Genomic DNA, 21,290 nt, shown 5'->3' on the forward strand with positions numbered 1-21,290 from the left:
AGGGCCCCGCGGGGGCGCTGCCGGGGCCCTACGGGGTCACGACGGGGAACGCCCGGTCCGGTTCGGTGGCGTACGACAGGAGGCGGTCCAGGAGGGTGGGGTCGCCGTCCGTCTCGATGCCCGCGAGGCCCCGCCCCTCCAGCACGGCGCGCAGTTCCGGCCGGGTGAGGGTCAGGGTCAGTCCCGCGTGCGGCTTCGGGACGTGGTGGACCGGCATGCCGCGGTGCGTCAGCGCGCCGTGGTGGAGGTTGACGCGGTGGCGGCGCTGCTCGTCGGTCACGACGAGGTCGAGGGTGAGGTGCTCGTGCCAGGCGCGCGGGCCGTCGATACGGACGGCGAGCGAGTCGAGGAGCATGCTCACGGTGAGCGCGGAGGTGAGTTCGGAGCCCGTGGTGTCGATGTCGGTGTCGACCGTGACCCCGCGCAGTTCCAGGGCGGCCGTGAGGTAGTAGTTGCGCCAGGTGCCGTTCTCGGCGCCGTGACCGAGCCGTTCGTAGACGCCGCTGAGGGTCTCCCGGGCCGCGCTGTCCGACGGGTCGGCGAAGACCAGGTGGTTGAGGAGGGTGGCGGCGAAACGGAGGTCGCCGTTGTCCGCGTACGCCCGCGCCTTCACCAGGGCCTCCGTCGGACCGCCCGCCAACTCCACGTAACGGGAGGCGAGTTCGGCGGGCGGATGCTCCCAGAGGTGGGCCGGGTTCCCGTCGTACCAGCCCATGTACCGCTGGTAGACGGCCTTGACGTTGTGGCTGAGGGAGCCGTAGTAGCCGCGCGCGTGCCAGGACCGCTCCAGGGCGGGCGGCAGCCGCAGCTCCTCGGCGATCTCGGTGCCGGTCAGGCCGTTGTTGAGGAGGCGCAGGGTCTGATCGTGCAGATAGGCGTACAGGTCCCGTTGCTCGCCGAGGAACCGGACGACGTTCTCGCGCCCCCAGGTCGGCCAGTTGTGGGAGGCGAACGCGACGTCGTAGGTGTCGGCGAACAGGTCCACGGTCTCGTCGAGGTAGCGGGCCCAGACGCGCGCGTCACGGACCGGGGCGCCACGCAGGGTGAGCACGTTGTGCAGGGTGTGACTGGCGTTCTCGGCCACGCACAGCGCGCGTTGGTCGCGCAGCAGGAAGTTCATCTCGGCGGGTGCCTCCGTCCCCGGCGTGAGCTGGAAGACGAACCGCACGCCGTCCACCGTCTCCTCCTGCCCGGTCCGGGTGACGTCCACGTTCGGGGCGACGAGCGTGACGGTGCCGTCGGAGGTGGTGGTGCCGAGCCCGGTGCCGATCTGGTCGCGCGGCCCCTTGGGCAGCCGGGCACCGTGCATGAACACGGCCCGGCGCAGCATCGCGTTGCCGGCGAAGACGTTCTCGCTGACCGCGTGCTCCAGGAAACCCACGGGCGCGAGCACCGGCACCCCGCTCTCGCTGTCGTGCGGCAGCACACCGCGGGCGCCGCCGAAGTGGTCGACGTGCGAGTGGGTGTAGACGAGCCCGGTCACCCGGCGCGGTCCGCGGTGCTCGCGGTAGAGGGCGAGCGCGGCGGCGGCGCACTCCGCCGAGATCAGCGGATCGATGACGACGACACCCTCGCGGCCCTCGACGAGCGTCATGTTCGACAGATCGAGCCCGCGCACCTGGTAGACGCCCTCGGTGACCTCGTACAACCCCTGCCGCGCGCACAGCCGCGCCTGCCGCCACAGACTGGGGTGCGCGGTCGGCGGACAGTCGTCCGCGAGGAACGCGTAGGCGTCCGCGTCATGGACCACCCGCCCTCCGGCGTCCCGGACCACGCCGGGAACCAGGGCCGCGATGAACCCGCGATCCGCGTTCTCGAAGTCGGTCAGATCCTCGAACGGCAGCTCTTCGCCCGCGGCATCCATGACCCCACCCTCGACGGGACCTCGTCCTGGGACCAGTGGGGTGGGCCGTTCGAGGGGGTGGTGGGGCCCGGAAAGGGGTCATCGGGCGGGGAGCCGGTGAGGCACCTGGACCGTCGCACACCGAAAACCCGGCAACCTGCGGATGGGGCAGCCGCGGGGTGAGGTGGCCGGGTCCGGTGGTGTCAGTCGGGTCGGGTACTGCACGCGTCGTGGGTGGTGACGGCGGTGCGGGTACTGCGCAATGTGCAGGTCAGAGCCTGTCCATCCGGGTGTAGGGGCTGAGGATGCGGGCCTGGCGGGAGCCGAAGTCGACGAGCATGGCGATGCCCTCTTCGACGCCGATGATCGTGCCCAGGCCGAACTGGTCGTGGGAGACACGGTCTCCGAGGCTGAATTCCTTGGCCACGGGGACGACCGGGGCTGCGAAGGGGCTGGTGGGCAGGTGGCGCCGGGGCGCGGAGGGTTTCGTCATCGTGTAGCCAGTATGGGCTTTGTTTGGCCGATCGGAAGCCCCGGATTTCCTTCTTCGGCCGGAGAGGGGCCCACGGAGGTGCCGGTGATCTTGGCCCAGACGCTCTCCGAGATGTGGGCGGAGAGCCCCTCGGCGGTGCCGGGGAGCGGAGCCGGGAAGGCCGCCTTCCTGCCCTTGGCCGGGTGTTCCGCGAAGAGAGCCACGGTGAGGGTGAGGTGTTCGTCGTAGGTCGTCCGCCAGAGGGTGCGCCGGCCCGCGGCGCCCGTGAGGACGACCGGGAGACCCTCGGCCCCGCTCTGCATCAATTTGGTCAACACCCCCGCGCCGCCGTTCGCCATCGCCGTACTGGTGTTCGGATGCGCGCGGTAGAGGGTGCGGCCCCCGCGGGTGATCCGCGCGACCGTGTACGGCTTCGCGTACGTCCCGTGCGCCGCCCCCGCCGCGTACGCCGAGGCCAGCCGCAGCGGCGTCGGGGCGGCGGTGCGCGCGAGGGCGGCGAGCGGCGGCAGCAGCTTCGTGCCGGAGAAGGGCTCCAGCGCCGTGCCCGCCTCCACCGCGCCGTCCACCGCGTCGTTGAAGGGCTGGCGGGCGTGGTCCGCGCCGCCGTACAGGACCCGGACCGCGCCGTCACCCGGGACCAGGGCCACCACGGCCGTGTGCAGCCGGGCCCCGCCCTCGGCGGGCGGTGCGTCGCCCGCCGGCTCGGCCGTCGCGTCCTGTGCCGTCAGATCGAAGGTGGTACGGACCGTGTAGCCGCCCCGGGCGAGCTGGTCCTCGGTGATGCCGAGCCGGTCGGCGGCCTCGGCGGACGCCACGTCGATCAGGTACTGGCGCTGGCCGTCCGTGTCGCCCGGCGGATAGAAGCGGAAGGCGGGGAAGCGGGCCGCGGCGCGCTGGGCGGCGGTGATGGCGCCGCTGACCGCCATCGCGTCCAGCACCCAGTCCCAGCGGTCCACCAGTTTCGCCGTCACCGCGGGGTCCGAGCCGGCCTTCTCGTAGTACGACGGGATGTTGATGACGGCCGCGAGCGCCGCGCCCTGGCTCACGGTCAGGTTCCTGGCGTCCACGCCGAAGTAGTTCCGGGCTGCGGACTGGATGCCGGCCGCGCCCCGGCCGAAATAGACCGTGTTGAGATAGCCCGCCAGGATCTCGTCCTTCGACCGGGTGCGGTCCAGCTTGATCGCGATCAGGGCCTCGCGCGCCTTGCGGGACAGCGACTGCTCCGGGGTGAGCAGGGCGTTCTTCACGTACTGCTGCGTGATCGTGGAGCCGCCCTGCCGGCCGCCGCCGCTCACCGTCGCCCAGGCCGCCCGGGCGATCGCCTTCGGCGAGATCCCCGTGTCCGAACGGAAGGTGCGGTTCTCCGCCGCGATCACCGCCTCCCGCACGTGCCCCGGCACCTGCGAGAGAGGTATCTCCTGACGGTCGACGGGGCCGCGCCGGCCCAGGTAGTCGCCGTCGTCGTCCACGAAGACGGTGCTCTGCATCGCCGTCTCGGGGTGCGGCTCGGGGATGACCGTGAGGTGGTACGCGACGAGGGCCGCGGCGACGAGGTGGGCGAGGACGGTGAGCAGGACGATCAGCGCGCGGCGCAGACGCCGACCGCGCGTGCGGCGGACGCGGATGCGGCGGTCGGCCATACGGCGCCGCAGACCGGACCGGAGCCTGCGCCGGCCCCGTGAGCCACCGCACCTCCGGCTCGGGGCCGCGCCCACGTCCGTTCCCGCCTCCGCGCCCGCGTCCGTTCCCGCCTCCGTGCCTGCGGCCGTGTCCGCGTCCGGGTTCCGGTGCCGGTGCCGGTTTCGGTTCCAGTTCCGGTTCCGGTCCCCGTGAGGACCCTCGTGAGGACCCCTGTGAGGGCTCCCGTGAGGACGTCCGGCCGGCCGGAGGCCCTCGCGGGGCCGTCCGGACAGGTCCGCCGCGCCGGTCCGCCCGGGGCGGCTCGTCTCCATGTCCTCGCCGCTCACGTCGCGAACCCCGTGGTCGCGATCACCCTGCCCGCGGAGTCGTACACCGTGACTCTTCGCGTGGGACCGTCGGGGAACCGTCGTTTCGTCGGGATCCCGAACACCCCGGGCACCGCGGGCACCCCTGGCACCTCCCGCGCCTTCGGTGAACGCGGCTCCCCCGTCGTCCTCGGTGTCTTCGGTGTCCTCGGTGTCTTCGGCCCCGTCACCAGCGCGTACCAGACGCCCCAGTGCGGACTGCCCGCGAGGGTGAGCGCCGTGCCGTCGACGTCGCCCGCCGTGGTCTCGACCCGCACGCGCGCCGCGTCCCCCCTGCCGCGGTAGACGCCGGACACGAAGCGGCCCTGGTCGCCGTCGGCCTCTTCCTGGAGGGTGACGGCGGATGTGCCGGGACCGACGCCGCCGTGCTCGACGCCACGGAAGCGCGGTGCGGCACTCCCGGGCGTGGTCCAGTGCGCGCCGTCCTCGGTGAGCCAGATCTTGATGCCGGACGCGATCCGCACCCGCTCTCCGGGCGCCACCACCCGCACCGTGCCCCGGGGGTCGGCGGACGGGCCCGTCCACCGCGTCGCGTCCGCCCCCGAGCCGGCGCCCCCGCGCAGCGCCACCGCGGCCGCCGGGACCACCAGCAGCGCGCAGGCGGAACCCGCCACGACGGCCGCGCGGCGCCGACGGCGCCGCCGGGCCGCTCGTTCGACGGCGGCCAGGGGGACGGGCGACGGAGTCACGTCGCGGGCGGCGTCGGCGAATATCTCGCGCAATCGCTCGGCCTCGGCCGGGACACCTGCGGACCTGCGGTGACGGTTCATGGGCGGGCTCCGGGAGTGAGACGTCGAAGGGCGAAGGACGGATCGGCGCGCAGGGCCCCCAGACCGCGCCGGGCGAGCGCCCTGACCGTGCCGGCGGAGCAGCCGAGCAGCTGGGCCGTCTCGGCCTCGCTCAGGCCCTCGGCGAAGCGCAGCACGAGCACGACGCGCTGCCGGGCCGAGAGCGCCGACAGCACGGTGAGGGCCGGGACCGCGGCGGGGGCCGTGAGCGAGGTGGACGCCGTGAGCGAGGTGGAGGCGGCGCCGCGGGACGCCCGCTCGCGCGGGAAGGGCGGCCGCGGCCGGGTGACGCGTCTCCTGCGGGCGCGGGCGAGGTGGTGCTCGACCAGCGTGCGCCGTACGTAGAAGGCGACGTCGTCGCGCGGGATGCGCCGCCAGCGGGTGCGGACCCGGGCCAGCGCGGCCAGGACGAGGTCCTCGGCCTCCTGGGGGTCGCCGGTGAGCAGGTGCGCGGTGCGGACCAGGCGGGGCCAGGCCGCGGCGGCGTACGTCGTGAAGTCGCCCGCACGCCCGGGGGCGGCGGAGAGGCCGCCTTCACCGGCGGGCGGGGCGGACGGGGCGTCGGATGGAGTGTGGGGCACGGCCGGCGGTCCCTCGGAGTCTCGGGTACGTGGGGGAGGTGCGGTGCGGGCGAGCCGGGACCTGAACAACTCGGCTCACCCGCCCGCGGTTTCAGCGCGGCCCGGACCGGGCGCGGACCTCGGCCCCGGTGCCGCGGGCGTTCATGAGCGGACAACTCCGGGCGGGGCGGGGGCATGTGGCCGACCGGACCCCGGGCCCGGCTGTTCGAGCGCGGTGGCCGCCCGCCTGCGCGTCCGTCTCGCGTTCCGGTCGTCGTCGCCGTGGTCGCAGTCACCGTCGCCGTCGCTGCCGAGGACCACCTCGTCGCGGAAGGGGTCCCCGACAGAGGCGGTGGACCTCAACGAAAGTCCCGCCCAAGCCCGTTGGGAGGACGGTCCCGCGTGGTCGAAGAGGACGGGCGTCGGCATGCCGGCACCCGCGGTCCGCCCGCCGGCGACGTCGACGTGCGGAACGGGCAGTCGGACGGGGGACCCGGCCGTCACGGCCACGGACCAACCGGCCGCGTGGCGACGGATCCTGACTCCGCTCGTCATCGTGTTCCCCCTGTGGTGTGTTTCGATGTGCGGCGTACGGGACCTGTACGCACGGCACGTTCCGCCGGGTTGCACGGGGCCACGGAAATTCCGGAATCTCCGGCGGGGGCACGACCGAGGAAGCTGCGGGAGGCATGACCGAGGAAGAGTTCGACGCGTTCTACGCCGCCGCGTTCCCCCGGCTGACCGGCCAGCTCTTCGCGTTCACCGGGGACCACGGCGAGGCACAGGACGTCGTCCAGGAGGCGTTCGTGCGCGCCTGGGACCGGCGGCGGGAGTTCCTCGCCGACGGGGCGCCGGAGGCGTGGATCCGGACCGTGGCGATGCGGCTCGCGGTGAGCCGCTGGCGTCGCGCGCGCCGCTGGCTGGAACTCGTGCGCCGCGCCCCGGCGCCCGAGCACACCCCGGGACCCGGTCCCGAGCGCACGGCGCTCGTCGCCGCACTGCGCACGCTGCCCGAGGCACAGCGGATGGCGCTGGTCCTGCACCATCTGTGCGACCTCAGCGTGGAGCAGGTAGCCTCCGAAACCGGGGCCCCCGTGGGCACCGTCAAGGCCCGGTTGTCCCGCGGCCGGGCGGCGCTGGCCCGGGAACTGGCGGCGGACGAGTGGGAGGCCGCCGACGGGGGGAAGAAGACGCACGCGGGGCGGCGGGCGAACACCGCGAAGCCCTCCGCCGGCCCGGCGGCCTCGGCCGCCACGGCCGGCGACGCTGCGGACGAGGCGAGGAGGGAGGACGACCGTGTCCGATGAACTCACCTCGGAACTCGCCTGCGATCTGCGCGAGTTGGCGGCATCCGGCGAGACGCAGCCGCCGGTGTCCGGGGCCGGGATCCGTTTCAGGGCGGTACGTCGCCGGCGCCGCCGCCGTACGGCTGTGGCGGTGTCCGTCGCCGGTGCCTGCGCCGCGGCGAGCCTGGGGCTGCTGCTGTCCCTGAACCTCGGTGACGGCGGGACGCGTGAGCGTCCGTCCCCGGCCGCGAGTCCCACCGCCCCGCCCCGTACACCCGTGGCGGTCGCCGCCACCGTCGATCCCGCCCGCCGGGTGCTGACGGCCGGGGGCCGCGACATGCCGGTGTCCGTGGGCATGCCGGGTCACCCCACGCCGACGGGCCGGATGACGGTCGTGGCGAAGCAGGGCGTCCGGACGGTCCCCGCCGTGCAACTGGACATGAAGAACGCCTTCGAGCTGAAGGTGCCCTGGGTGATCGAGCTGCGCGCCGCCGACGGCACGACGAACTTCATCGGCGCCCTCTCCGTCGACCAGAAGGCCCCCGGCAACTACGACATCACGGGCGGCTGGATCGGGCTGCGGCAGACCGACGCGCAGTGGCTGTACGGGCGGTTGGAGCTGGGCGCGGTCGTCGACGTCGGAGACGCCGGGGACGCCGGTGGCACGGGCGCCGCGCAGCCCTCGTCGGGCCGTCAGCCCGTCGCCACGGCCATTCCGTCCAGGTAGGCGTCGAGGGCGGCGAACGTCGCCGCGGGCTGTTCGATGTGCGGGAGGTGGCCGGCCTCGGGCACGGACACGAACCGCGCGTCGGCGAACGCCGCCGCGAACGCCCGCCCGTACGCGGGCGTCATGATCCGGTCGCTCTCGCCCCACAGTACGAGCGCGGGTATCCGGATCCGTCCGAGGCGGTTCATGAGTTTCGGGTCGTGCATGTACGGGTCGCCGGACAGCGCCCGCAGCGTCACCATGTTGGCCTTCTGGGCGGTGATCTGTTCCTCGGTGAGGGTGGCGGGGTTCACGGCGAAGCGGGCCGGGTCGTGGAAGGAGTACGTGCCGATCTCGCGCGGGTCGAGGGCGAAGATGTCGCGGACCGGCTCGCCCGGTACGTCCACACCCGCGGAGTTGACGAGCGCGAGACGGGTGATGCGGTCGCCGTCGTCGCGGAAGGCCATCTCGGCGGCGGTCCAGCCGCCGAGCGAGGAGCCCACGACGAGGACGTCGCGGTGGTCCTCGTCCTTGAGCCAGTGCAGATAGGCGAGGGCGAGGTCGTCCACGCCGGTGAACCAGTCCGGGCGTCCGGTGCCGTTCCAGCCCGGGTGCGTGGGCACCACGACCCGCATGCGGGCGGCCAGATGGGCGGCGATGCCCGCCACGGTGGCGGGGCCGCCACCGCCGTGCAGGACGAGGGCGAGGGGCCCGTCCTCGGGGCCGCTCTCGGTGAGGGTGAGCGGGAGGTCGGGGCGGGTGCGGACGGTACGGGTCCTGGTGCTCTTGGTGTCAGCCATGCGCCACACGGTATCTACGCATACGTATATACGCAAGCGTATTCGGCACGTTAGAATCACGGCATGACTGGTGGCACGAGTGAGCGGGAGAGGCGCGTGGACGATCGGGAGGGCGGTGCGGTCGACCTCGAAGCACTGGGACGGGCCGTGAAGGAGGCGCAGTACCGGCATCACCGGGCGCTCGACACCCGCCTCGCGGCGGTCGGCACGACCCTCGCCCAGTGGGACGCGCTGCGGGCCATCGGCCGGTCACCCGGTGCCTCCGCGCACGAGCTGGCGGTGGCGACCTTCCAGGGCGACCAGTCCTTCGGCACGCTGGCCGGCCGGCTCGCCGCCCAGCACCTGGTCGAGCGGCGTCCCGGCCGTGGCCGCCGGATCGAGCATCACCTCACCGAGGCCGGCGAACGGACGCTGGAGGCGGGGCGTGCCGTCGCGGTCGAGGTGCTCACCGCGTCCTTCGCTCCGCTCGACGAGGGCGAGCGGGTCACGCTGCTGGGCCTGTTGCGCCGACTGGGCATGGACGCCGGGACGGTTCCCTAGAGTCGGTCCTATGGGAATACTCGGATTCTTCGTCCTCGTCATGATCGTCTTCGCGTGCTACGCGGGACTTGAGGGCCGACTGGGACGCACCGACCGCAAGATCGCCCGCGTCGAGCGCAAACTCGACCTGATCCTCGACCACCTGGGCGTCCGGGAGACCGAACCGGAGCTGGAGCAGGTGGCCGCGCTCGTGCGCGACGGCAGGAAGATCGAGGCGATCAAGGCGTACCGGCAGTTCACCGGGGCGGGCCTCAAGGAGGCGAAGGACGCGGTCGAGCGGATGGACTGACGCCCGGTGCACCCGGTGCGCCCGCTGCCCGGACCCACCGGGGCCGCGGTCCGTCGGTCAGCGGGTCCGCCGGCCGGCCGGTTCGTCAGTTCGTCGGGTTCGTCAGTTCGTCGGGCTGGCGGCGGGCGTCTTCCCTTCGAGTACCTGCCGCAGCCGCGAGGTGCCCTGCTGGACGGCCTGCGTCGTGGAGTCCGTCTCGGCGCCGTCCAGGCCGCCGTTGGTGAGGAAGAGGGCGCTGTCGCCGACCCGCACGGCGGCGATGTCCAGGGTCAGGGTCGAGGGTTCCCCGTCCAGCTGCCCGTTCATGGTCAGCATCAGCCCCTGCCGGGCGTCCCCCTCGTCGGGCAGCTGTGTCGAGACGACCTGGACGTTCTGCTGACCGCCCTGCCCGTCCACCGCTGTGAACTCGGCGCACTTCTGCGGCAGCGTGGCCACCCACGCCAGTTGCCTGGTCAGCTCCGGCTGCCCGTATTCGGCGACCTGGTAGTGCATCTGGGCCTGGTTGTTGCTGTCGTCGAAACCGGTGACGGCCTTGGTGCCCTTCGCCGGGCCGAGCAGTTCTTCGGCGTACAGGCCGTCGAGCAGCTTCTGGCAGTCGGCGGCGGCGTTCTTGTCCCCGCCGAAGCCCGCCGCGTCGACCTTGCTCTTGAGCAGGCCGTCCCGCCAGGTCGCCGCACCCGACGTCCCCGTCCACTGCGACGGCAGGTCCGCGTTGGTGATCAGCGCGGTCCTGGCCTGGGCCTCGGTGAGCGTGCCGGCGGACGACGAGGTCGACGCGGCGGCCAGCGGGTCGGCGGGGAGTGTGTGCCCGGAACCCCCGTCGCCGCCGTTCGAGCACGCGGTCGCCGACCAGAGCACGCCCACCGTCAGGGCGCAGACCAGCAGCCGGGGCACGGGGGACGGTGGCAGGGCGGAGGCGGGGCGGTGCGGCGGACGGTTCACGGCGGAAGCCTCCTGACGGCGGGCGCGATGTCTGCGTCCACGCCACCACCGGGTGCGGCGCACCACCAGCGCACCGGGCCCGTCCGGGTGACCGGCCGCGCGGTCGTCAGCCGGCCGGGTCGTGCGCAGGCCGTCCGGCGCCCGGCGTCGCCACCCGTACCTTGCGGCTTCCGCACCGTGTGCAGACCGCGTCGGCCAGCGGCGACCTGATCGCGACGCCGTCCTCGTCGACGTACTCCTGTGTGTGCAGACCGGCGGCGTCGGTCGGATCGGTGAAGAACATGACCTGGAACGTCGCCTCCCAGGTGTGCCCGCAGTTCCGGCAGGCGAACGCGAAGGTCTCGGACACCGCACCGGGCTCGCTCGTCATGGGCCCTCCTGGGCTCTCCTGCGTCGTAAGGGCCGCGCGCCCGTCCGCGCCCCCGTCGTACGAGGCGCATCCCGTCCCGTACCGGACGCGTCCTGCCGGCCGGGCGGCCGTCGTCGGCCGGTCTCCAGCGCACACCGGTCGTCGCGGGGCGGCAACTCGGGGTGGTGGGCGCGGAGAGGAGGGAGGGGAGGGGAGATGCGGTGGGCGTGAGTGGGCGTGAAGGGGAGGCGCGGTGGGCGGGCCGGCGCGTGGGGCGGGGCTCGGCGGGATCTTCGGGGGTCGGCCGCGACACGCCCGGCGGAGGCCGTCCGGTCGTGTCGGCGGGGCGCCGGGACCGCCTCGGGGACAGGGCGCGCGGTGAGGCCCGGCACCGCCCCGGTCCGCAAGGGGCGCCTGGCCCCGGGCGGGAGATCCGGTGCGGAAGGGCGCGGAATATCTGTCATGGCCGCGATAGAAAATGACTCGGCCGAGGGGGTGGTTCCTTATTCCCCGGAGTGCGGTGAGATAGTGCGCCGCCCTTCCGGAGCCGTGGCGTGCTAGTGTCGATATCAGTTGCAGTTGTGGTTCCCAAAGTCTTGGAGCGTACTTTCCGGTCCGTACCGGTCGGTCGCTTCTGAATTTCCGGTTTTATCCGGAGGGGGCAACATCGCGGCGACGCGGACCCGCACAGTGTGGGTCCTCGAGCTTTGCCCCGAAGGAGATTGACATGGCTACTGGCACCGTGAAGTGGTTCAACGCGGAAAAGGGCTTCGGCTTCATCGAGCAGGACGGCGGCGGCGCCGACGTCTTCGCTCACTACTCGAACATCGCCACCCAGGGCTTCCGTGAGCTCCAGGAAGGCCAGAAGGTGACCTTCGACGTCACGCAGGGCCAGAAGGGCCCCCAGGCGGAGAACATCGTCCCCGCCTAGTCCGGGACCCGCTGACGCCTGACTTCTGAGTCGGCTGATGCTTAAGGTGGCCGGGACCTGCACCCTGAGGTGCGGGCCCCGGCCACCTGCTTTTTGGTTTCCCCCCGGGTTTCGTTCCCCGGCTGGTTTCGTCCCGGATTGAATTTCCGGCGAATTTTCTGTCCGCCGTGTCCACTTTCCGGCCCGCCTCGCCCAGTTTTCGGGCCACGGAACTTCATCCCGCGGAGGCACCATGCGTTGTGTGATCGCCCGTTTCCCCTTCGACCTCATCAAGAGCGAGGTCGAGCACTCGATGGCGGACGTCCAGCCCGAGTCCGTCACCGGCGCGTCCGTGGTCATCGGCCCGCACGCCTACCCCGTCAAGCAGGTCGGCGAGGTCATCACCCGGCAGGACCGGCGTGACTTCACCGAGGCCGAGGTGGCCCGTGCGCTCACCCGGCTCGGCTTCGTGTGCCGGCCCGCCGCCGAGCCCGCCCGGACCGCCGTACCCAGCTGGGCCGATCCGGCCTAAGGGCTCCCCCTCCCGGGGCGTTCCCCCGGATTCCGTCCCGGTGCTCCTTCCCCCTCCCCGTTCTTTCACCGCCTCACCTCCTCACCTCTTCGCCCAGGGCGTGCCCGGCACCCCCGTGGACACCCTCGCCGCCACGAAGTCCACCGTCGCGTAGTGGCCCGGGGTGACGCGGGCCGTGATGCGGCGGAGGTCGCCCTCGGCGTCGATCCAGTAGGTGAGGGGAGAGGTGTCGGCGGGCGAAGCGGTGGGGCGGGGACCGGAGAAGACGCCGTACCCATGGCCGTCGAGGTCCTCCTCGCGCAGCCACAACGGGCCCGACCGGGCGAGCCGCCGCGCGTCGCCGGGGCGGCTCTCGGCCACGGACAGCACCAGGCGCAGCGCGCGGTCCAGCGGGCTGGTGGAGTAGGGGCGGCGGGTCCACCGGCCGGGCTCCAGGGTGCGTGCCCTGCGGACAGCCTGCGCGGCGGTCGTCACGACGTCCCGTGCGGGGGCCCGCGTCGTGGGGCCGGGCGCTCCGCCGGACGCCGGAGCCCGCGGCCGGACCTCGGCGACGCCGCCCGGGTCCCAGGAGAGCAGGCCCCGCGACGTGCGGGTGCCGTCCACCAGCTCGTACGCCCCCACCGCCCGGCGCAGATGATGGTCGACCACCGCGCGCACGGTCACGGTCCCCGTCTCCTCCCCCACCGGGGGCAGCCGCACCGTCACCTCCGCGGGGCTGGCCTCGTACGCGCGGAACCGGGCTACCGCCATGCGTTGGGCCTCGTCCGCCGAGAGGGCACGGGGCGTCGGGTCCTCGCCCCCGGGGAGCAGGAGCAGCAGGACGCTCACGACACCCGCCGCGAGCGCCGTCGCGCCGACGGCCGCGCGCCGGCTCCTCGGCGGCCTTTCGCGGGTGGAGCGCGGGGAGTCCGGGAAGAAGCGCATGGCACGTCTCTACAGGCGGGCCGTCCGTCCACCGGCCGACTCCCGGGGCCGGGCCGTCCCGGGTCACCCACCCGGCGGACGCGGCCACCGCTCGTCGCACGGGCGAATGACGGGCGAGGAGGGGCGTCGGAGACGTGGGTCCGGCGGTGGGGTTCGGGGGAGGGACGCCGAGGGCCGGACGACGCGGAAGCCGGGGCCGGGGCTACACGGCCAGGACCGCGCGGACCGTCTTGCCGCCGATGCCCGTGCTGACGACCTCCAGGCGGTGGGCGAGGTGTTCCACCATCGCGAGGCCGCGGCCGCTCTCCGCGTCGGTGTCCACCAGGCCGACCCGGGGCCGGCCCGGACTGTCGTCGTGGACCTCGACGGTCACTTCGCCGCCGTGCCCCACCTGGAGACGCAGCCGGCAGCCGGTACGGCCGTGCCGGACGGCGTTGGCGACGAGTTCGGACGCGATGAGCGTGGCGTCGTCGACCTGGTCGGCGGTCGGCGGCACCGTCCGCGGACGCGGCCGGGTCAGGAACGCCGACGTCAACCTACGGGCCCTGCCTGCCGAAACGGCCGTGCGTGGCAGGGTGTACTCCACGCGGGCGGTCTGCCGGACGGCGCGCTGCTGCGCACGCATGACAACCTCACTTCCCCTCCCAGGACACCAGGTACCCGGCGGCCGGACCCCCGCCGGCCGGGCCCCGCGCGAAACGGCGCGCGGCGGTCCTGCCCCCGGGTGATGCCCGCCCCCGGCGATCGGCAACCGGCGATCGGGGTCACAAACCCGCCAACGGTGTACAGGAGACGGTCACTGCCGGTCTTCCTGTGCGGGAAGGTGCGCACGGGGTGATCGTGGCCTACGGGTTCCACTGACGGTCATCCGCTGTTCGTCCCCACGAAAGTTGTTCGAGCAACTCCCGTGACCCGCATGATTCTGAAAGGGTGTGGGGATGCCGACCCTTTACAGAAGAATGCTCGGTCTGCTCCCCCGGATAGGTGTGCAGGTCCTCGATCTCGGTTCGGGCGCGGCGGTGGTCTACCGACGCGGCAGCCGCACGCGTGTGCCCGTGGGGCGTGCGGCCGATCTGATCGCCCGCGGCGGGGGACGCTACGAGGTCACGCCCGTCGGCCCGGCGAAGAAGGCCGACATGTGGGTGGTCGCCCGGGAGTCCTCGGCGCAGGGCGACGCCTGGGGAAGCGTGCCCTTCGGTGAGTCGGGCGGCCGGCTGCTCGTCGACGAGACGGCGTCGGCGGCCGACGAGCGCCGCTTCCAGATCGCGGCGGCCGAGTACCTGTGTACCCAGCACGTGACGGCGCTGCTGGAGAAGTACCGGGTGAACTGCGTCTTCGACGTGGGTGCCAACGCCGGCCAGTACGGCCGCCGGCTGCGCAGGCTCGGCTACACCGGTCGCATCGTCTCCTTCGAACCCACCGCGGACGCCTTCGAGAAGCTGGAGCGCGCGGCGAGCAAGGACGACGAGTGGCAGGTGTTCAACGTCGGGCTGGGGCGCGAGGACTCCGCGCAGTCCATCCACGTGGGCTGGAACACCATGAACTCCCTTCTCCCGCCCAGTGATTACGGGAAGGACCGCTACCTCCGGTTCGCGAAGACCCGTACCGAGGACATCGAGATCCGCCGGCTGGACGGGATGCTGGAGAAGGCGCTGGACGGCATCACCGACCCCCGCCCCTATCTGAAGATGGACACCCAGGGCTACGACCTGGAGGTGTTCGCCGGTGCGGGCGGGCGGATCGCGGACTTCGTCGGCATGCAGTCGGAGGTCGCCGCGCTGCGGCTCTACGAAGGCAGCCCCCGGATGCGGGAGGCGATCGCCACCTACGAGGAGGCCGGGTTCGAGATCAGCGGCATGTACCCGGTGACGCGTGAGGAGACGACCGGCCGGGTGGTCGAGTTCGACTGTGTGATGGTCCGTGCCGACGCCGTGCCGCAGGCCGCGTCCGCGTGACCGGCGCCGGTCACGGCACGGACACCGACGCCGGTCGCCCTACGCCGGATACGCGTGTGTCTGGGCGGCTTTGACCGTCGCCCAGACCGGTGCGCCCGTGTGCAGGCCGAGTTCGGCCGCGGCCACGGTCGTCAGGTCGGCGGCCAGCGGCAGTTCGCCGGTGAGGTCCACACGGATCTGGTCACCGTGCGTCTCCAGGCCGGCGACCTCGCACCGCCACAGGTTGCGTGCGCTGGAGCCGGTGGGCCGGTCGCGGTACAGGGTGACGGCGCCGGGCGGGAAGGCCACGAGGACGGGGCCGGCCAGCTCCTCGGTGGTGGTGATCGCCGGGCCCGCGTCCAGTCGTACGGTGTGTCCTTCGGCCGTGCCCCGGTAGAGGTTGAGGCCGACCAGCTGGGCGATGTAGTCGGTGCGCGGGTGACGGGCGATCTCCGACGGGGTCCCCTCCTGGACCACCCGGCCGTGCTCGACGACGACCAGCCGGTCGGCCAGCACCATCGCGTCGAGCGGGTCGTGGGTGACGAGCACCGCCACGGCCTCGAACTCGGTGAGATGGCGCCGCAGTCCGGCGCGCACGTCGAGGCGGGTGCGGGCGTCGAGCGCGGCGAGCGGCTCGTCGAGGAGGAGCAGCCGGGGGCGGACGGCCAGCGCGCGGGCGAGGGCGACGCGCTGTGCCTGCCCGCCGGAGAGCCGGCGCGGTTTGGCGCCCGCGTGGTCGGCCAGGCCCATCCGGTCCAGCCAGGCGGCGGCCCGCGCCCGCGCCTCCGCCTTGGGCACGCCCTGGCAGCGCGGCCCGAACGCGACGTTGTCCAGGGCCGTCAGGTGCGGGAAGAGCAGATAGTCCTGGAAGACGACGCCGACCGGACGGGACTCCGGCGGCGTGCGGTCCAGGGGGACGCCGTCCAGGCGGAGCCGGCCGCCGGGGGAGAGCGGGGTGAGACCGGCCAGGGCCCGGAGCGCGGTGGTCTTCCCGGCGCCGTTCGGCCCGAGCAGCGCGACCACGTCGCCGGGGGCGACGCTCAGCGTCACGTCCAGGTGGAAGACACCCCGGTCGACGACGAGGCGGGCGTCGAGGCCCTGGTCGGACGCGGTGTCCCCGGCCGTGGCGGTGTCCTTGACCGGTGCGGGGTGCTGGTCCGGTGTGGGCGTCCGCCCCGTCGCGGGGTTCACGCCGGTCATGACGCCCCCGTCATCCAGCGGTCCCGCAGTCCGGCGAGGACCGCGATCGACACGACGAGCAGCACCAGGCTCAGCGCGATCGCCGCGTCGGGGTCGCTCTGCAGGGCCAGGTAGACGGCGAGCGGCATGGTCTGCGTACGGCCGGGGAAGTTGCCCGCGAAGGTGATGGTCGCCCCGAACTCGCCGAGCGCGCGGGCCCAGGCGAGGACGGCGCCCGCCGCGATGCCCGGCGCGATCAGCGGCAGCGTGACCCGGCGGAAGGCGGTGAACCGGGAGGCGCCGAGCGTCGCGGCCGCCTCCTCGTACCGCGGATCGGCCGCCCGCAGTGTGCCCTCCACACTGATGACCAGGAACGGCATCGCCACGAACGCCTCCGCGACCACCACCCCCGCCGTGGTGAACGGCAGCGTGATCCCGAACCAGGCGTCCAGCCACTGCCCGACGACACCGTTGCGCCCCAGCGCCAGGAGCAGCGCCACACCGCCGACCACGGGCGGCAGGACGAGGGGCAGGGTCACCAGCGCGCGGACGAAGCCCCGTCCGGGGAAGTCGGTGCGCGCGAGGAGCCAGGCCAGGGGGACGCCCAGGACCAGGCTCACGCCGGTGGCGGCGGTGGCGCAGACCAGGGAGAGCTGAAGGGCCTGCCACACCTCGGTACTCGTCAGCAGGTCCGGCAGACCGCGCCAGGGAGCCCGTACGAGCAGGGCGAGCAGCGGTAGCAGCAGAAACGCCAGGCCGACGAGGGCCGGCAGCAGCAGCGGCAGCGGCACCCCGCCCCGGACACCCGGCCGGACGAGTGACCGGACAGGCGGCCGGACACGCGTCCGCCGAGGTCCGCCGGCGGGGGCGTCGCCCCGCGGGAGGACCCCGGCGTCCGCCTGGTCCGGCTCGGTCACGGCTGGAGGAACCCGGCCGCGGTCAGCACCTTCTGGCCCTCGGGGGACTGCACGAGCGCGATGAACTCCTTGGCCGCGGCCGCGTTGGGCGCGTCCTTGAGCAGGGCGATCGGGTAGTCGTTGATGGCCTTGGCCGACTCGGGGAACTCCACGCCCTCCACCTTGTCACCCGCGGCGTTCACATCGGTCTTGTAGACGACCGCGGCGTCGGCCTCCTTCAGCTCCACCTTCGTCAGGGCGCTCTTCACGTCCTGCTCGTAGGAGACCGGGGTGAGCTTGACGCCGCTGGCGTCCAGCGCCTTCTGCGCGGCCGCGCCGCACGGCACCGTCTTGTCGCACAGCACCACCTTCAGGCCGGACTTGGTGAGGTCCTTGAGGGAGGCGACCTTGTCCGGGTTGCCGGGCAGCGTCGCGATCTCCAGCTGGTTGCGCACGAAGGTGGCCGGCGTGCCGACGGCGTCGCTCTTGTCCGTCACGATGGCCATCGTCTTGGGGCTCGCGGCGGCGAACACGTCGGCCGGGGCGCCTCCGGTGATGCTGGCCGCGAGCGTGTCGCTGCCACCGAAGTTGAAGGTCACCTTCGTGCCCGGGTGGGCCTTCTCGAAGTCCTGGCCCAGGGTGGTGAAGCTCTCCTTGAGGGAGGCGGCGGCGAACACCGTCACCGTGCCCGACAGCTTGTCGGACTTCGGGGAGGAGCTGGACTTCGTGGAGCTGTCGGACTTCGTGGAGCTGTCGGAGTCGGAGGAGCAGGCGCTCAGGGCCAGCAGCGCGGCGGCGCCGACACCGGCCACCTGCAGCATCCGGCCGGTACGGCGGGTTCGGCGCGCGGATCGGGTCATCACGGGTGTACTCCCTCGGAGGCCTCAGGCATGCTTACGCTGATCATACTTCCGCAGATGCGAGCCATAAGTCTCCTGTCACATCGCATGAGCCGCGCGATCAACGACCGGGTGTCCGCATGTGCGTTTGTACGGGACGGCGCTCTGGGTACGGTTTCCGGGAGGTGGTGCCCAGTGAGTCCGTTCCTGACACATCCGCCGGTCCACTCGCTCGCGTCGGTCGCCCTGACCGGGGACCTCGACCGCCCGGCCCGGCTGACCGTGCCCGATCTGCTGGCGTGGCCGCAGCACCGGGCCCGGGTGAGCTTCGAGTGCGCGACCAGCGGTGTGCAGCAGCACCGCTTCGAGGGCCCCCTGCTGTACGACGTGCTGCGTGACGCCGGTCCCGGCTTCGACCCGGCCCGGCGCAAGGACCGTCTGCGCTTCCTCATCGCGGTCGGCGGAGCGGACGGCCATCACGCGCTGCTCACCTGGGCCGAGATCGACCCGGACTTCGCCCATGCCCCGGTCCTCCTCGCGGTCGGTGCCGACGGCACCCGGCTGGACCTGGCGGGCCCCCAGCTGGTGCTGCCCCAGGACCGCTGCGGTGCCCGGCACATCAGCCGCATCGACACCATCCACGTGGACGGCCGTTACGGTCCCGCGCGTCCATGGACGTGACGCGAACCCGTCTGCGACCCTGACCCGCCGGCGGCCGGCGGGTCGCGGCCGGCGCTCGACGGGTCGCCGTTCGCGGGAGGTCGCGCATGCTGTTGCGTCAGCTGGAGTACCTGGTCGCGCTGGCCAGGGAGCGGCACTTCGCCCGGGCGGCGGCGGCCTGCTTCGTCTCGCAGCCCTCGCTGTCCGCCGCGGTCCGCCGGCTCGAACACGAACTGGGCGTGCCGATCGTGCGCCGGGGACGGAGGTACGAGGGGCTGACCCCGGAGGGCGAGGTGGTGCTGGCCTGGGCGCACCGCATCCTCGCCGAGCGCGACGCCCTGCACCAGGAACTGTCGGCGCTGCGCGGCGGTCTGACCGGAACCCTGCGTCTGGGCATCGTCCCCACGGCCCTGCCCGCCGCCTCGCTCCTGACCACCCCCTTCTGCGAGCGTCACCCGGGGGCCCGGGTCAGCCTCGAATCCCTGTCGTCCGTGGACATCACGCACGGGCTCGCCGAGTTCGAGCTCGACGCGGCGATGACGTATCTCGACGACGACGGGCTGCGCCACGTACGGCGCTTCCCGCTGTACGAGGAGCGGTACGTGCTGCTGACCCCGGTGGACGGTCCGCTGGCCACGGCGTCGACGGCCCGCTGGTCGCGGGCGGCGGACCTGCCGCTGTGCCTGCTCAATCCCCGGATGCGCAACCGGCGCATCATCGACGAGTGCTTCGCCGCCGACGGTGCGACGGCCCTGCCCACGATCGAGTCCGACAGCGTGGCCGGGCTGTACGCGCAGTTGCCGAACGGCCGCTGGTCCAGCGTGATATCGCATGCGTGGCTGCACATGTTCGGCGTACCGGAGGGCATGCGGGTGGTGCCGCTCGAAGGGCCCGCGCACGGACCCCGGGTGGGGCTCGTGGTGGCGCGGGACGACCCCCCGTCCGTGCTCGCGGAGGCGCTGCTGACGGTGGCGCGCGAGGCGGGCGTGCGGGACGCGCTGGACGCCCTGCTGACCAGTTACCTGGGTGCCGGCCGGAGTTGATAGCCGCGGGCTATCTCCGCATAGCGACGTTCGCTTTGACCTGGGGAATCGACCCCGAGGATGGTGAAGGGAACCTTCCGTAACCGGAGTTGAGGAGAGCCGCGCCATGGCCAAGGTGCTCTGCGTGCTGTACGACGACCCGACCGACGGATACCCGACGACGTACGCCCGCGACGACCTGCCCGTCATCGACCACTATCCCGGCGGCCAGACCACACCCACCCCCAAGGCGACCGACTTCACGCCCGGCCGGCTGCTCGGCAGCGTGACGGGTGAACTGGGTCTGCGGCGCTTCCTGGAGGAACGCGGACACACCCTGGTCGTCACCTCCGACAAGGACGGCGACGGCTCGGCCTTCGACCGTGAACTGCCCGACGCGGACGTGGTGATCTCGCAGCCGTTCTGGCCGGCGTATCTGACCCCCGAGCGGATCGCCGCCGCGAAGAACCTGAAGCTGGCGATCACGGCGGGCATCGGCTCCGACCACGTCGACCTCGACGCGGCCATCGAGCACGGCGTCACGGTGGCCGAGGTGACGTACTGCAACAGCATCAGCGTCGCCGAACACGTGGTGATGATGACGCTCTCCCTCGTCCGCAACTACCTGCCCTCGCACCAGGTCGTCCTGGACGGCGGCTGGAACATCGCGGACTGCGTCGCCCGTTCGTACGACCTCGAAGGCATGCAGGTCGGCACGGTCGCCGCGGGACGCATCGGGCTCGCGGTGCTGCGCCGCCTCGCGCCCTTCGACGTGAAGCTGCACTACACCGACCGGCACCGGCTGCCGGAGGAGGTCGAGCGGGAGCTCGGACTGACCTTCCACCCGACCACCGCGGAGATGGTGCCGCACTGCGACGTCGTCACCGTCAACGCGCCCCTGCACCCGGAGACGGAGGGGCTGTTCGGGGACGAACTGCTCGCCACGATGAAGCGCGGCGCGTATCTGATCAACACGGCGCGGGCCCTCATCGTGGACCGGGACGCCGTGGAACGCGCCCTGCGTGAAGGACAGTTGGCCGGATACGCGGGCGACGTCTGGTACCCGCAGCCCGCGCCCGCCGATCACCCCTGGCGCACCATGCCGCACCACGGCATGACCCCGCACATCTCCGGCTCGTCGCTCTCCGCCCAGGCCCGGTACGCGGCGGGCACCCGCGAGATCCTGGAATCGTGGCTGGACGGCACCCCGATCCGGGACGAGTACCTGATCGCCGACGGCGGCGGACTCGCGGGCACGGGAGCGCACTCCTATTCGACGGCTACGGCCACCGCTACGGCCGCGGCCCCGACGGCCACGTCCTGAGCACGCGGGGCCACCGCCCCCCGACGTCCCCCTCCGGCTAGGTGCGGTCGATGTGCACGTTGGTGGACTTCACACGGGCGGTGGCCTCCATGCCGACCTCCAGGCCGAGTTCCTCGACGGCCTCCCGGGTCAGCAGGGAGACCAGCCGGTGCGGTCCGGCCTGGATCTCCACCTGGGCCGCCACGTCGCCGAGCTTGACGGCGGTGACGATGCCCGGGAACGCGTTGCGCACCGAGGTGTAGGAGGTCTCGTCCTCCTCGCCGGTCCTCGCCAGATCGACGGAGAAGGCCGCGAGGTCGCGCCCGTCGATGACGCGCCGGCCGCCCTCGTCGCGTTGGGTGGTGATGCGCCCGGCGTCCGCCCACCGCCGCGCGGTGTCCGGGCTCACGCCGAGCAGCCGGGCGGCCTGGCCGATGGTGTAGGACTGCATGCGCGCCAACATAGGCGCGTGATCCTTGCGTCTGCAAG

The 21,290-nt window shown here is 73.0% G+C and carries 24 protein-coding genes; 10 read left to right on the plus strand and 14 right to left on the minus strand.

The genetic code is table 11. The features are described from left to right. Nucleotides 1–28: 28 nt before the first annotated feature. The 5 genes from ACFV2J_RS27970 to ACFV2J_RS27990 form a co-directional block, all read right to left on the minus strand. A complete protein-coding gene (locus ACFV2J_RS27970; RefSeq protein WP_385083986.1) occupies nucleotides 29–1,864 on the minus strand; it encodes an alkyl/aryl-sulfatase in 1,836 nt (611 codons plus the stop codon). Between the two features lie 250 nt (nucleotides 1,865–2,114). Next, the gene (locus tag ACFV2J_RS27975; protein WP_101399314.1) at nucleotides 2,115–2,336 is read right to left on the minus strand and encodes a hypothetical protein; all 222 of its coding nucleotides are present in this window, start codon (nucleotides 2,334–2,336) and stop codon (nucleotides 2,115–2,117) included. Beyond that, nucleotides 2,333–3,976, minus strand: a complete 1,644-nt coding sequence (locus tag ACFV2J_RS27980; RefSeq protein WP_385083987.1) for a transglycosylase domain-containing protein — start codon at nucleotides 3,974–3,976, stop codon at nucleotides 2,333–2,335. The genes ACFV2J_RS27975 and ACFV2J_RS27980 overlap by 4 nt, the downstream gene beginning before the upstream one ends. 323 nt (nucleotides 3,977–4,299) lie before the next feature. Next, nucleotides 4,300–5,112 (minus strand): hypothetical protein, encoded by an 813-nt coding sequence (locus ACFV2J_RS27985; protein ID WP_385441227.1) that lies wholly within the window; start codon nucleotides 5,110–5,112, stop codon nucleotides 4,300–4,302. Beyond that, a complete protein-coding gene (locus tag ACFV2J_RS27990; RefSeq protein WP_385083989.1) occupies nucleotides 5,109–5,711 on the minus strand; it encodes a sigma-70 family RNA polymerase sigma factor in 603 nt (200 codons plus the stop codon). Before ACFV2J_RS27990 ends, ACFV2J_RS27985 begins: the two co-directional genes overlap by 4 nt. A 668-nt stretch (nucleotides 5,712–6,379) precedes the next feature. Here ACFV2J_RS27990 and ACFV2J_RS27995 point away from each other — a divergent pair. After that, entirely contained in the window at nucleotides 6,380–6,997 is a 618-nt protein-coding gene (locus ACFV2J_RS27995) for a SigE family RNA polymerase sigma factor (protein WP_385083990.1), read from the plus strand. Then, nucleotides 6,987–7,703 (plus strand): L,D-transpeptidase, encoded by a 717-nt coding sequence (locus ACFV2J_RS28000; RefSeq protein ID WP_385083991.1) that lies wholly within the window; start codon nucleotides 6,987–6,989, stop codon nucleotides 7,701–7,703. The genes ACFV2J_RS27995 and ACFV2J_RS28000 overlap by 11 nt, the downstream gene beginning before the upstream one ends. Here the strand turns inward: ACFV2J_RS28000 and ACFV2J_RS28005 are convergent. After that, a complete protein-coding gene (locus ACFV2J_RS28005) occupies nucleotides 7,670–8,482 on the minus strand; it encodes an alpha/beta fold hydrolase (protein WP_385083992.1) in 813 nt (270 codons plus the stop codon). The genes ACFV2J_RS28000 and ACFV2J_RS28005 overlap by 34 nt on opposite strands. Before the next feature lie 63 nt (nucleotides 8,483–8,545). On the opposite strand from ACFV2J_RS28005, the gene ACFV2J_RS28010 reads away from it, so the two are divergent. Both ACFV2J_RS28010 and ACFV2J_RS28015 read left to right on the plus strand, forming a co-directional pair. Continuing rightward, the gene (locus ACFV2J_RS28010) at nucleotides 8,546–9,022 is read left to right on the plus strand and encodes a MarR family winged helix-turn-helix transcriptional regulator (RefSeq protein WP_385083993.1); all 477 of its coding nucleotides are present in this window, start codon (nucleotides 8,546–8,548) and stop codon (nucleotides 9,020–9,022) included. A 10-nt stretch (nucleotides 9,023–9,032) separates the two neighbouring features. Then, entirely contained in the window at nucleotides 9,033–9,311 is a 279-nt protein-coding gene (locus tag ACFV2J_RS28015) for a ribosomal protein L7/L12 (protein WP_385083994.1), read from the plus strand. A gap of 102 nt (nucleotides 9,312–9,413) precedes the next feature. On the opposite strand, the gene ACFV2J_RS28020 is transcribed toward ACFV2J_RS28015, so the two are convergent. Both ACFV2J_RS28020 and ACFV2J_RS28025 read right to left on the minus strand, forming a co-directional pair. Then, nucleotides 9,414–10,253: a hypothetical protein gene (locus ACFV2J_RS28020; protein WP_385083995.1), complete on the minus strand. Its 840-nt coding sequence runs from the start codon at nucleotides 10,251–10,253 to the stop codon at nucleotides 9,414–9,416. A 106-nt stretch (nucleotides 10,254–10,359) separates the two neighbouring features. Next, nucleotides 10,360–10,623 carry a hypothetical protein gene (locus ACFV2J_RS28025; protein WP_385083996.1) on the minus strand — a complete coding sequence of 88 codons (264 nt, stop codon included), beginning with the start codon at nucleotides 10,621–10,623 and terminating at the stop codon, nucleotides 10,360–10,362. A gap of 706 nt (nucleotides 10,624–11,329) precedes the next feature. On the opposite strand from ACFV2J_RS28025, the gene ACFV2J_RS28030 reads away from it, so the two are divergent. Together ACFV2J_RS28030 and ACFV2J_RS28035 are read left to right on the plus strand one after the other, a co-directional pair. Then, nucleotides 11,330–11,533, plus strand: coding sequence for a cold-shock protein (locus tag ACFV2J_RS28030; protein ID WP_010986199.1), 204 nt, complete (start codon nucleotides 11,330–11,332; stop codon nucleotides 11,531–11,533). A gap of 232 nt (nucleotides 11,534–11,765) precedes the next feature. Next, nucleotides 11,766–12,044, plus strand: coding sequence for an SCO5918 family protein (locus ACFV2J_RS28035; RefSeq protein WP_385083997.1), 279 nt, complete (start codon nucleotides 11,766–11,768; stop codon nucleotides 12,042–12,044). A gap of 81 nt (nucleotides 12,045–12,125) precedes the next feature. Here the strand turns inward: ACFV2J_RS28035 and ACFV2J_RS28040 are convergent, their stop codons facing one another. Together ACFV2J_RS28040 and ACFV2J_RS28045 are read right to left on the minus strand one after the other, a co-directional pair. Beyond that, a complete protein-coding gene (locus ACFV2J_RS28040; RefSeq protein WP_385083998.1) occupies nucleotides 12,126–12,968 on the minus strand; it encodes a hypothetical protein in 843 nt (280 codons plus the stop codon). A gap of 202 nt (nucleotides 12,969–13,170) precedes the next feature. Continuing rightward, nucleotides 13,171–13,593 (minus strand): ATP-binding protein, encoded by a 423-nt coding sequence (locus ACFV2J_RS28045; RefSeq protein ID WP_385083999.1) that lies wholly within the window; start codon nucleotides 13,591–13,593, stop codon nucleotides 13,171–13,173. A 313-nt stretch (nucleotides 13,594–13,906) separates the two neighbouring features. Between ACFV2J_RS28045 and ACFV2J_RS28050 the strand changes: the two genes are divergently transcribed. Then, nucleotides 13,907–14,923, plus strand: coding sequence for an FkbM family methyltransferase (locus ACFV2J_RS28050; RefSeq protein WP_385084000.1), 1,017 nt, complete (start codon nucleotides 13,907–13,909; stop codon nucleotides 14,921–14,923). Between the two features lie 39 nt (nucleotides 14,924–14,962). Here the strand turns inward: ACFV2J_RS28050 and ACFV2J_RS28055 are convergent, their stop codons facing one another. Genes ACFV2J_RS28055 through modA form a run of 3 tightly spaced genes read right to left on the minus strand, consistent with a single transcriptional unit; the run spans nucleotide 14,963 to nucleotide 17,837 of the window. Next, the gene (locus ACFV2J_RS28055) at nucleotides 14,963–16,102 is read right to left on the minus strand and encodes an ABC transporter ATP-binding protein (protein ID WP_385084001.1); all 1,140 of its coding nucleotides are present in this window, start codon (nucleotides 16,100–16,102) and stop codon (nucleotides 14,963–14,965) included. Beyond that, nucleotides 16,099–16,998: a molybdate ABC transporter permease subunit gene (gene modB, locus ACFV2J_RS28060; protein ID WP_385084002.1), complete on the minus strand. Its 900-nt coding sequence runs from the start codon at nucleotides 16,996–16,998 to the stop codon at nucleotides 16,099–16,101. The genes ACFV2J_RS28055 and modB overlap by 4 nt, the downstream gene beginning before the upstream one ends. Beyond that, nucleotides 16,995–17,837, minus strand: a complete 843-nt coding sequence (gene modA, locus ACFV2J_RS28065; RefSeq protein ID WP_385084003.1) for a molybdate ABC transporter substrate-binding protein — start codon at nucleotides 17,835–17,837, stop codon at nucleotides 16,995–16,997. Before modA ends, modB begins: the two co-directional genes overlap by 4 nt. 174 nt (nucleotides 17,838–18,011) lie before the next feature. On the opposite strand from modA, the gene ACFV2J_RS28070 reads away from it, so the two are divergent. The 3 genes from ACFV2J_RS28070 (at nucleotide 18,012) to ACFV2J_RS28080 (ending at nucleotide 20,822) form a co-directional block, all read left to right on the plus strand. Continuing rightward, nucleotides 18,012–18,497, plus strand: coding sequence for a molybdopterin-dependent oxidoreductase (locus ACFV2J_RS28070; RefSeq protein WP_385084004.1), 486 nt, complete (start codon nucleotides 18,012–18,014; stop codon nucleotides 18,495–18,497). Between the two features lie 86 nt (nucleotides 18,498–18,583). Next, nucleotides 18,584–19,519 carry a LysR substrate-binding domain-containing protein gene (locus ACFV2J_RS28075; protein WP_385084005.1) on the plus strand — a complete coding sequence of 312 codons (936 nt, stop codon included), beginning with the start codon at nucleotides 18,584–18,586 and terminating at the stop codon, nucleotides 19,517–19,519. Between the two features lie 106 nt (nucleotides 19,520–19,625). Beyond that, a complete protein-coding gene (locus ACFV2J_RS28080) occupies nucleotides 19,626–20,822 on the plus strand; it encodes an NAD-dependent formate dehydrogenase (RefSeq protein WP_385084006.1) in 1,197 nt (398 codons plus the stop codon). Between the two features lie 37 nt (nucleotides 20,823–20,859). On the opposite strand, the gene ACFV2J_RS28085 is transcribed toward ACFV2J_RS28080, so the two are convergent. Beyond that, on the minus strand, nucleotides 20,860–21,252 hold the full coding sequence (locus tag ACFV2J_RS28085) for a molybdopterin-binding protein (protein WP_385084007.1): 393 nt from the start codon (nucleotides 21,250–21,252) through the stop codon (nucleotides 20,860–20,862). Nucleotides 21,253–21,290: the final 38 nt, after the last annotated feature.

This window comes from Streptomyces sp. NPDC059668 (assembly GCF_042734135.1).
Classification (GTDB): domain Bacteria; phylum Actinomycetota; class Actinomycetes; order Streptomycetales; family Streptomycetaceae; genus Streptomyces.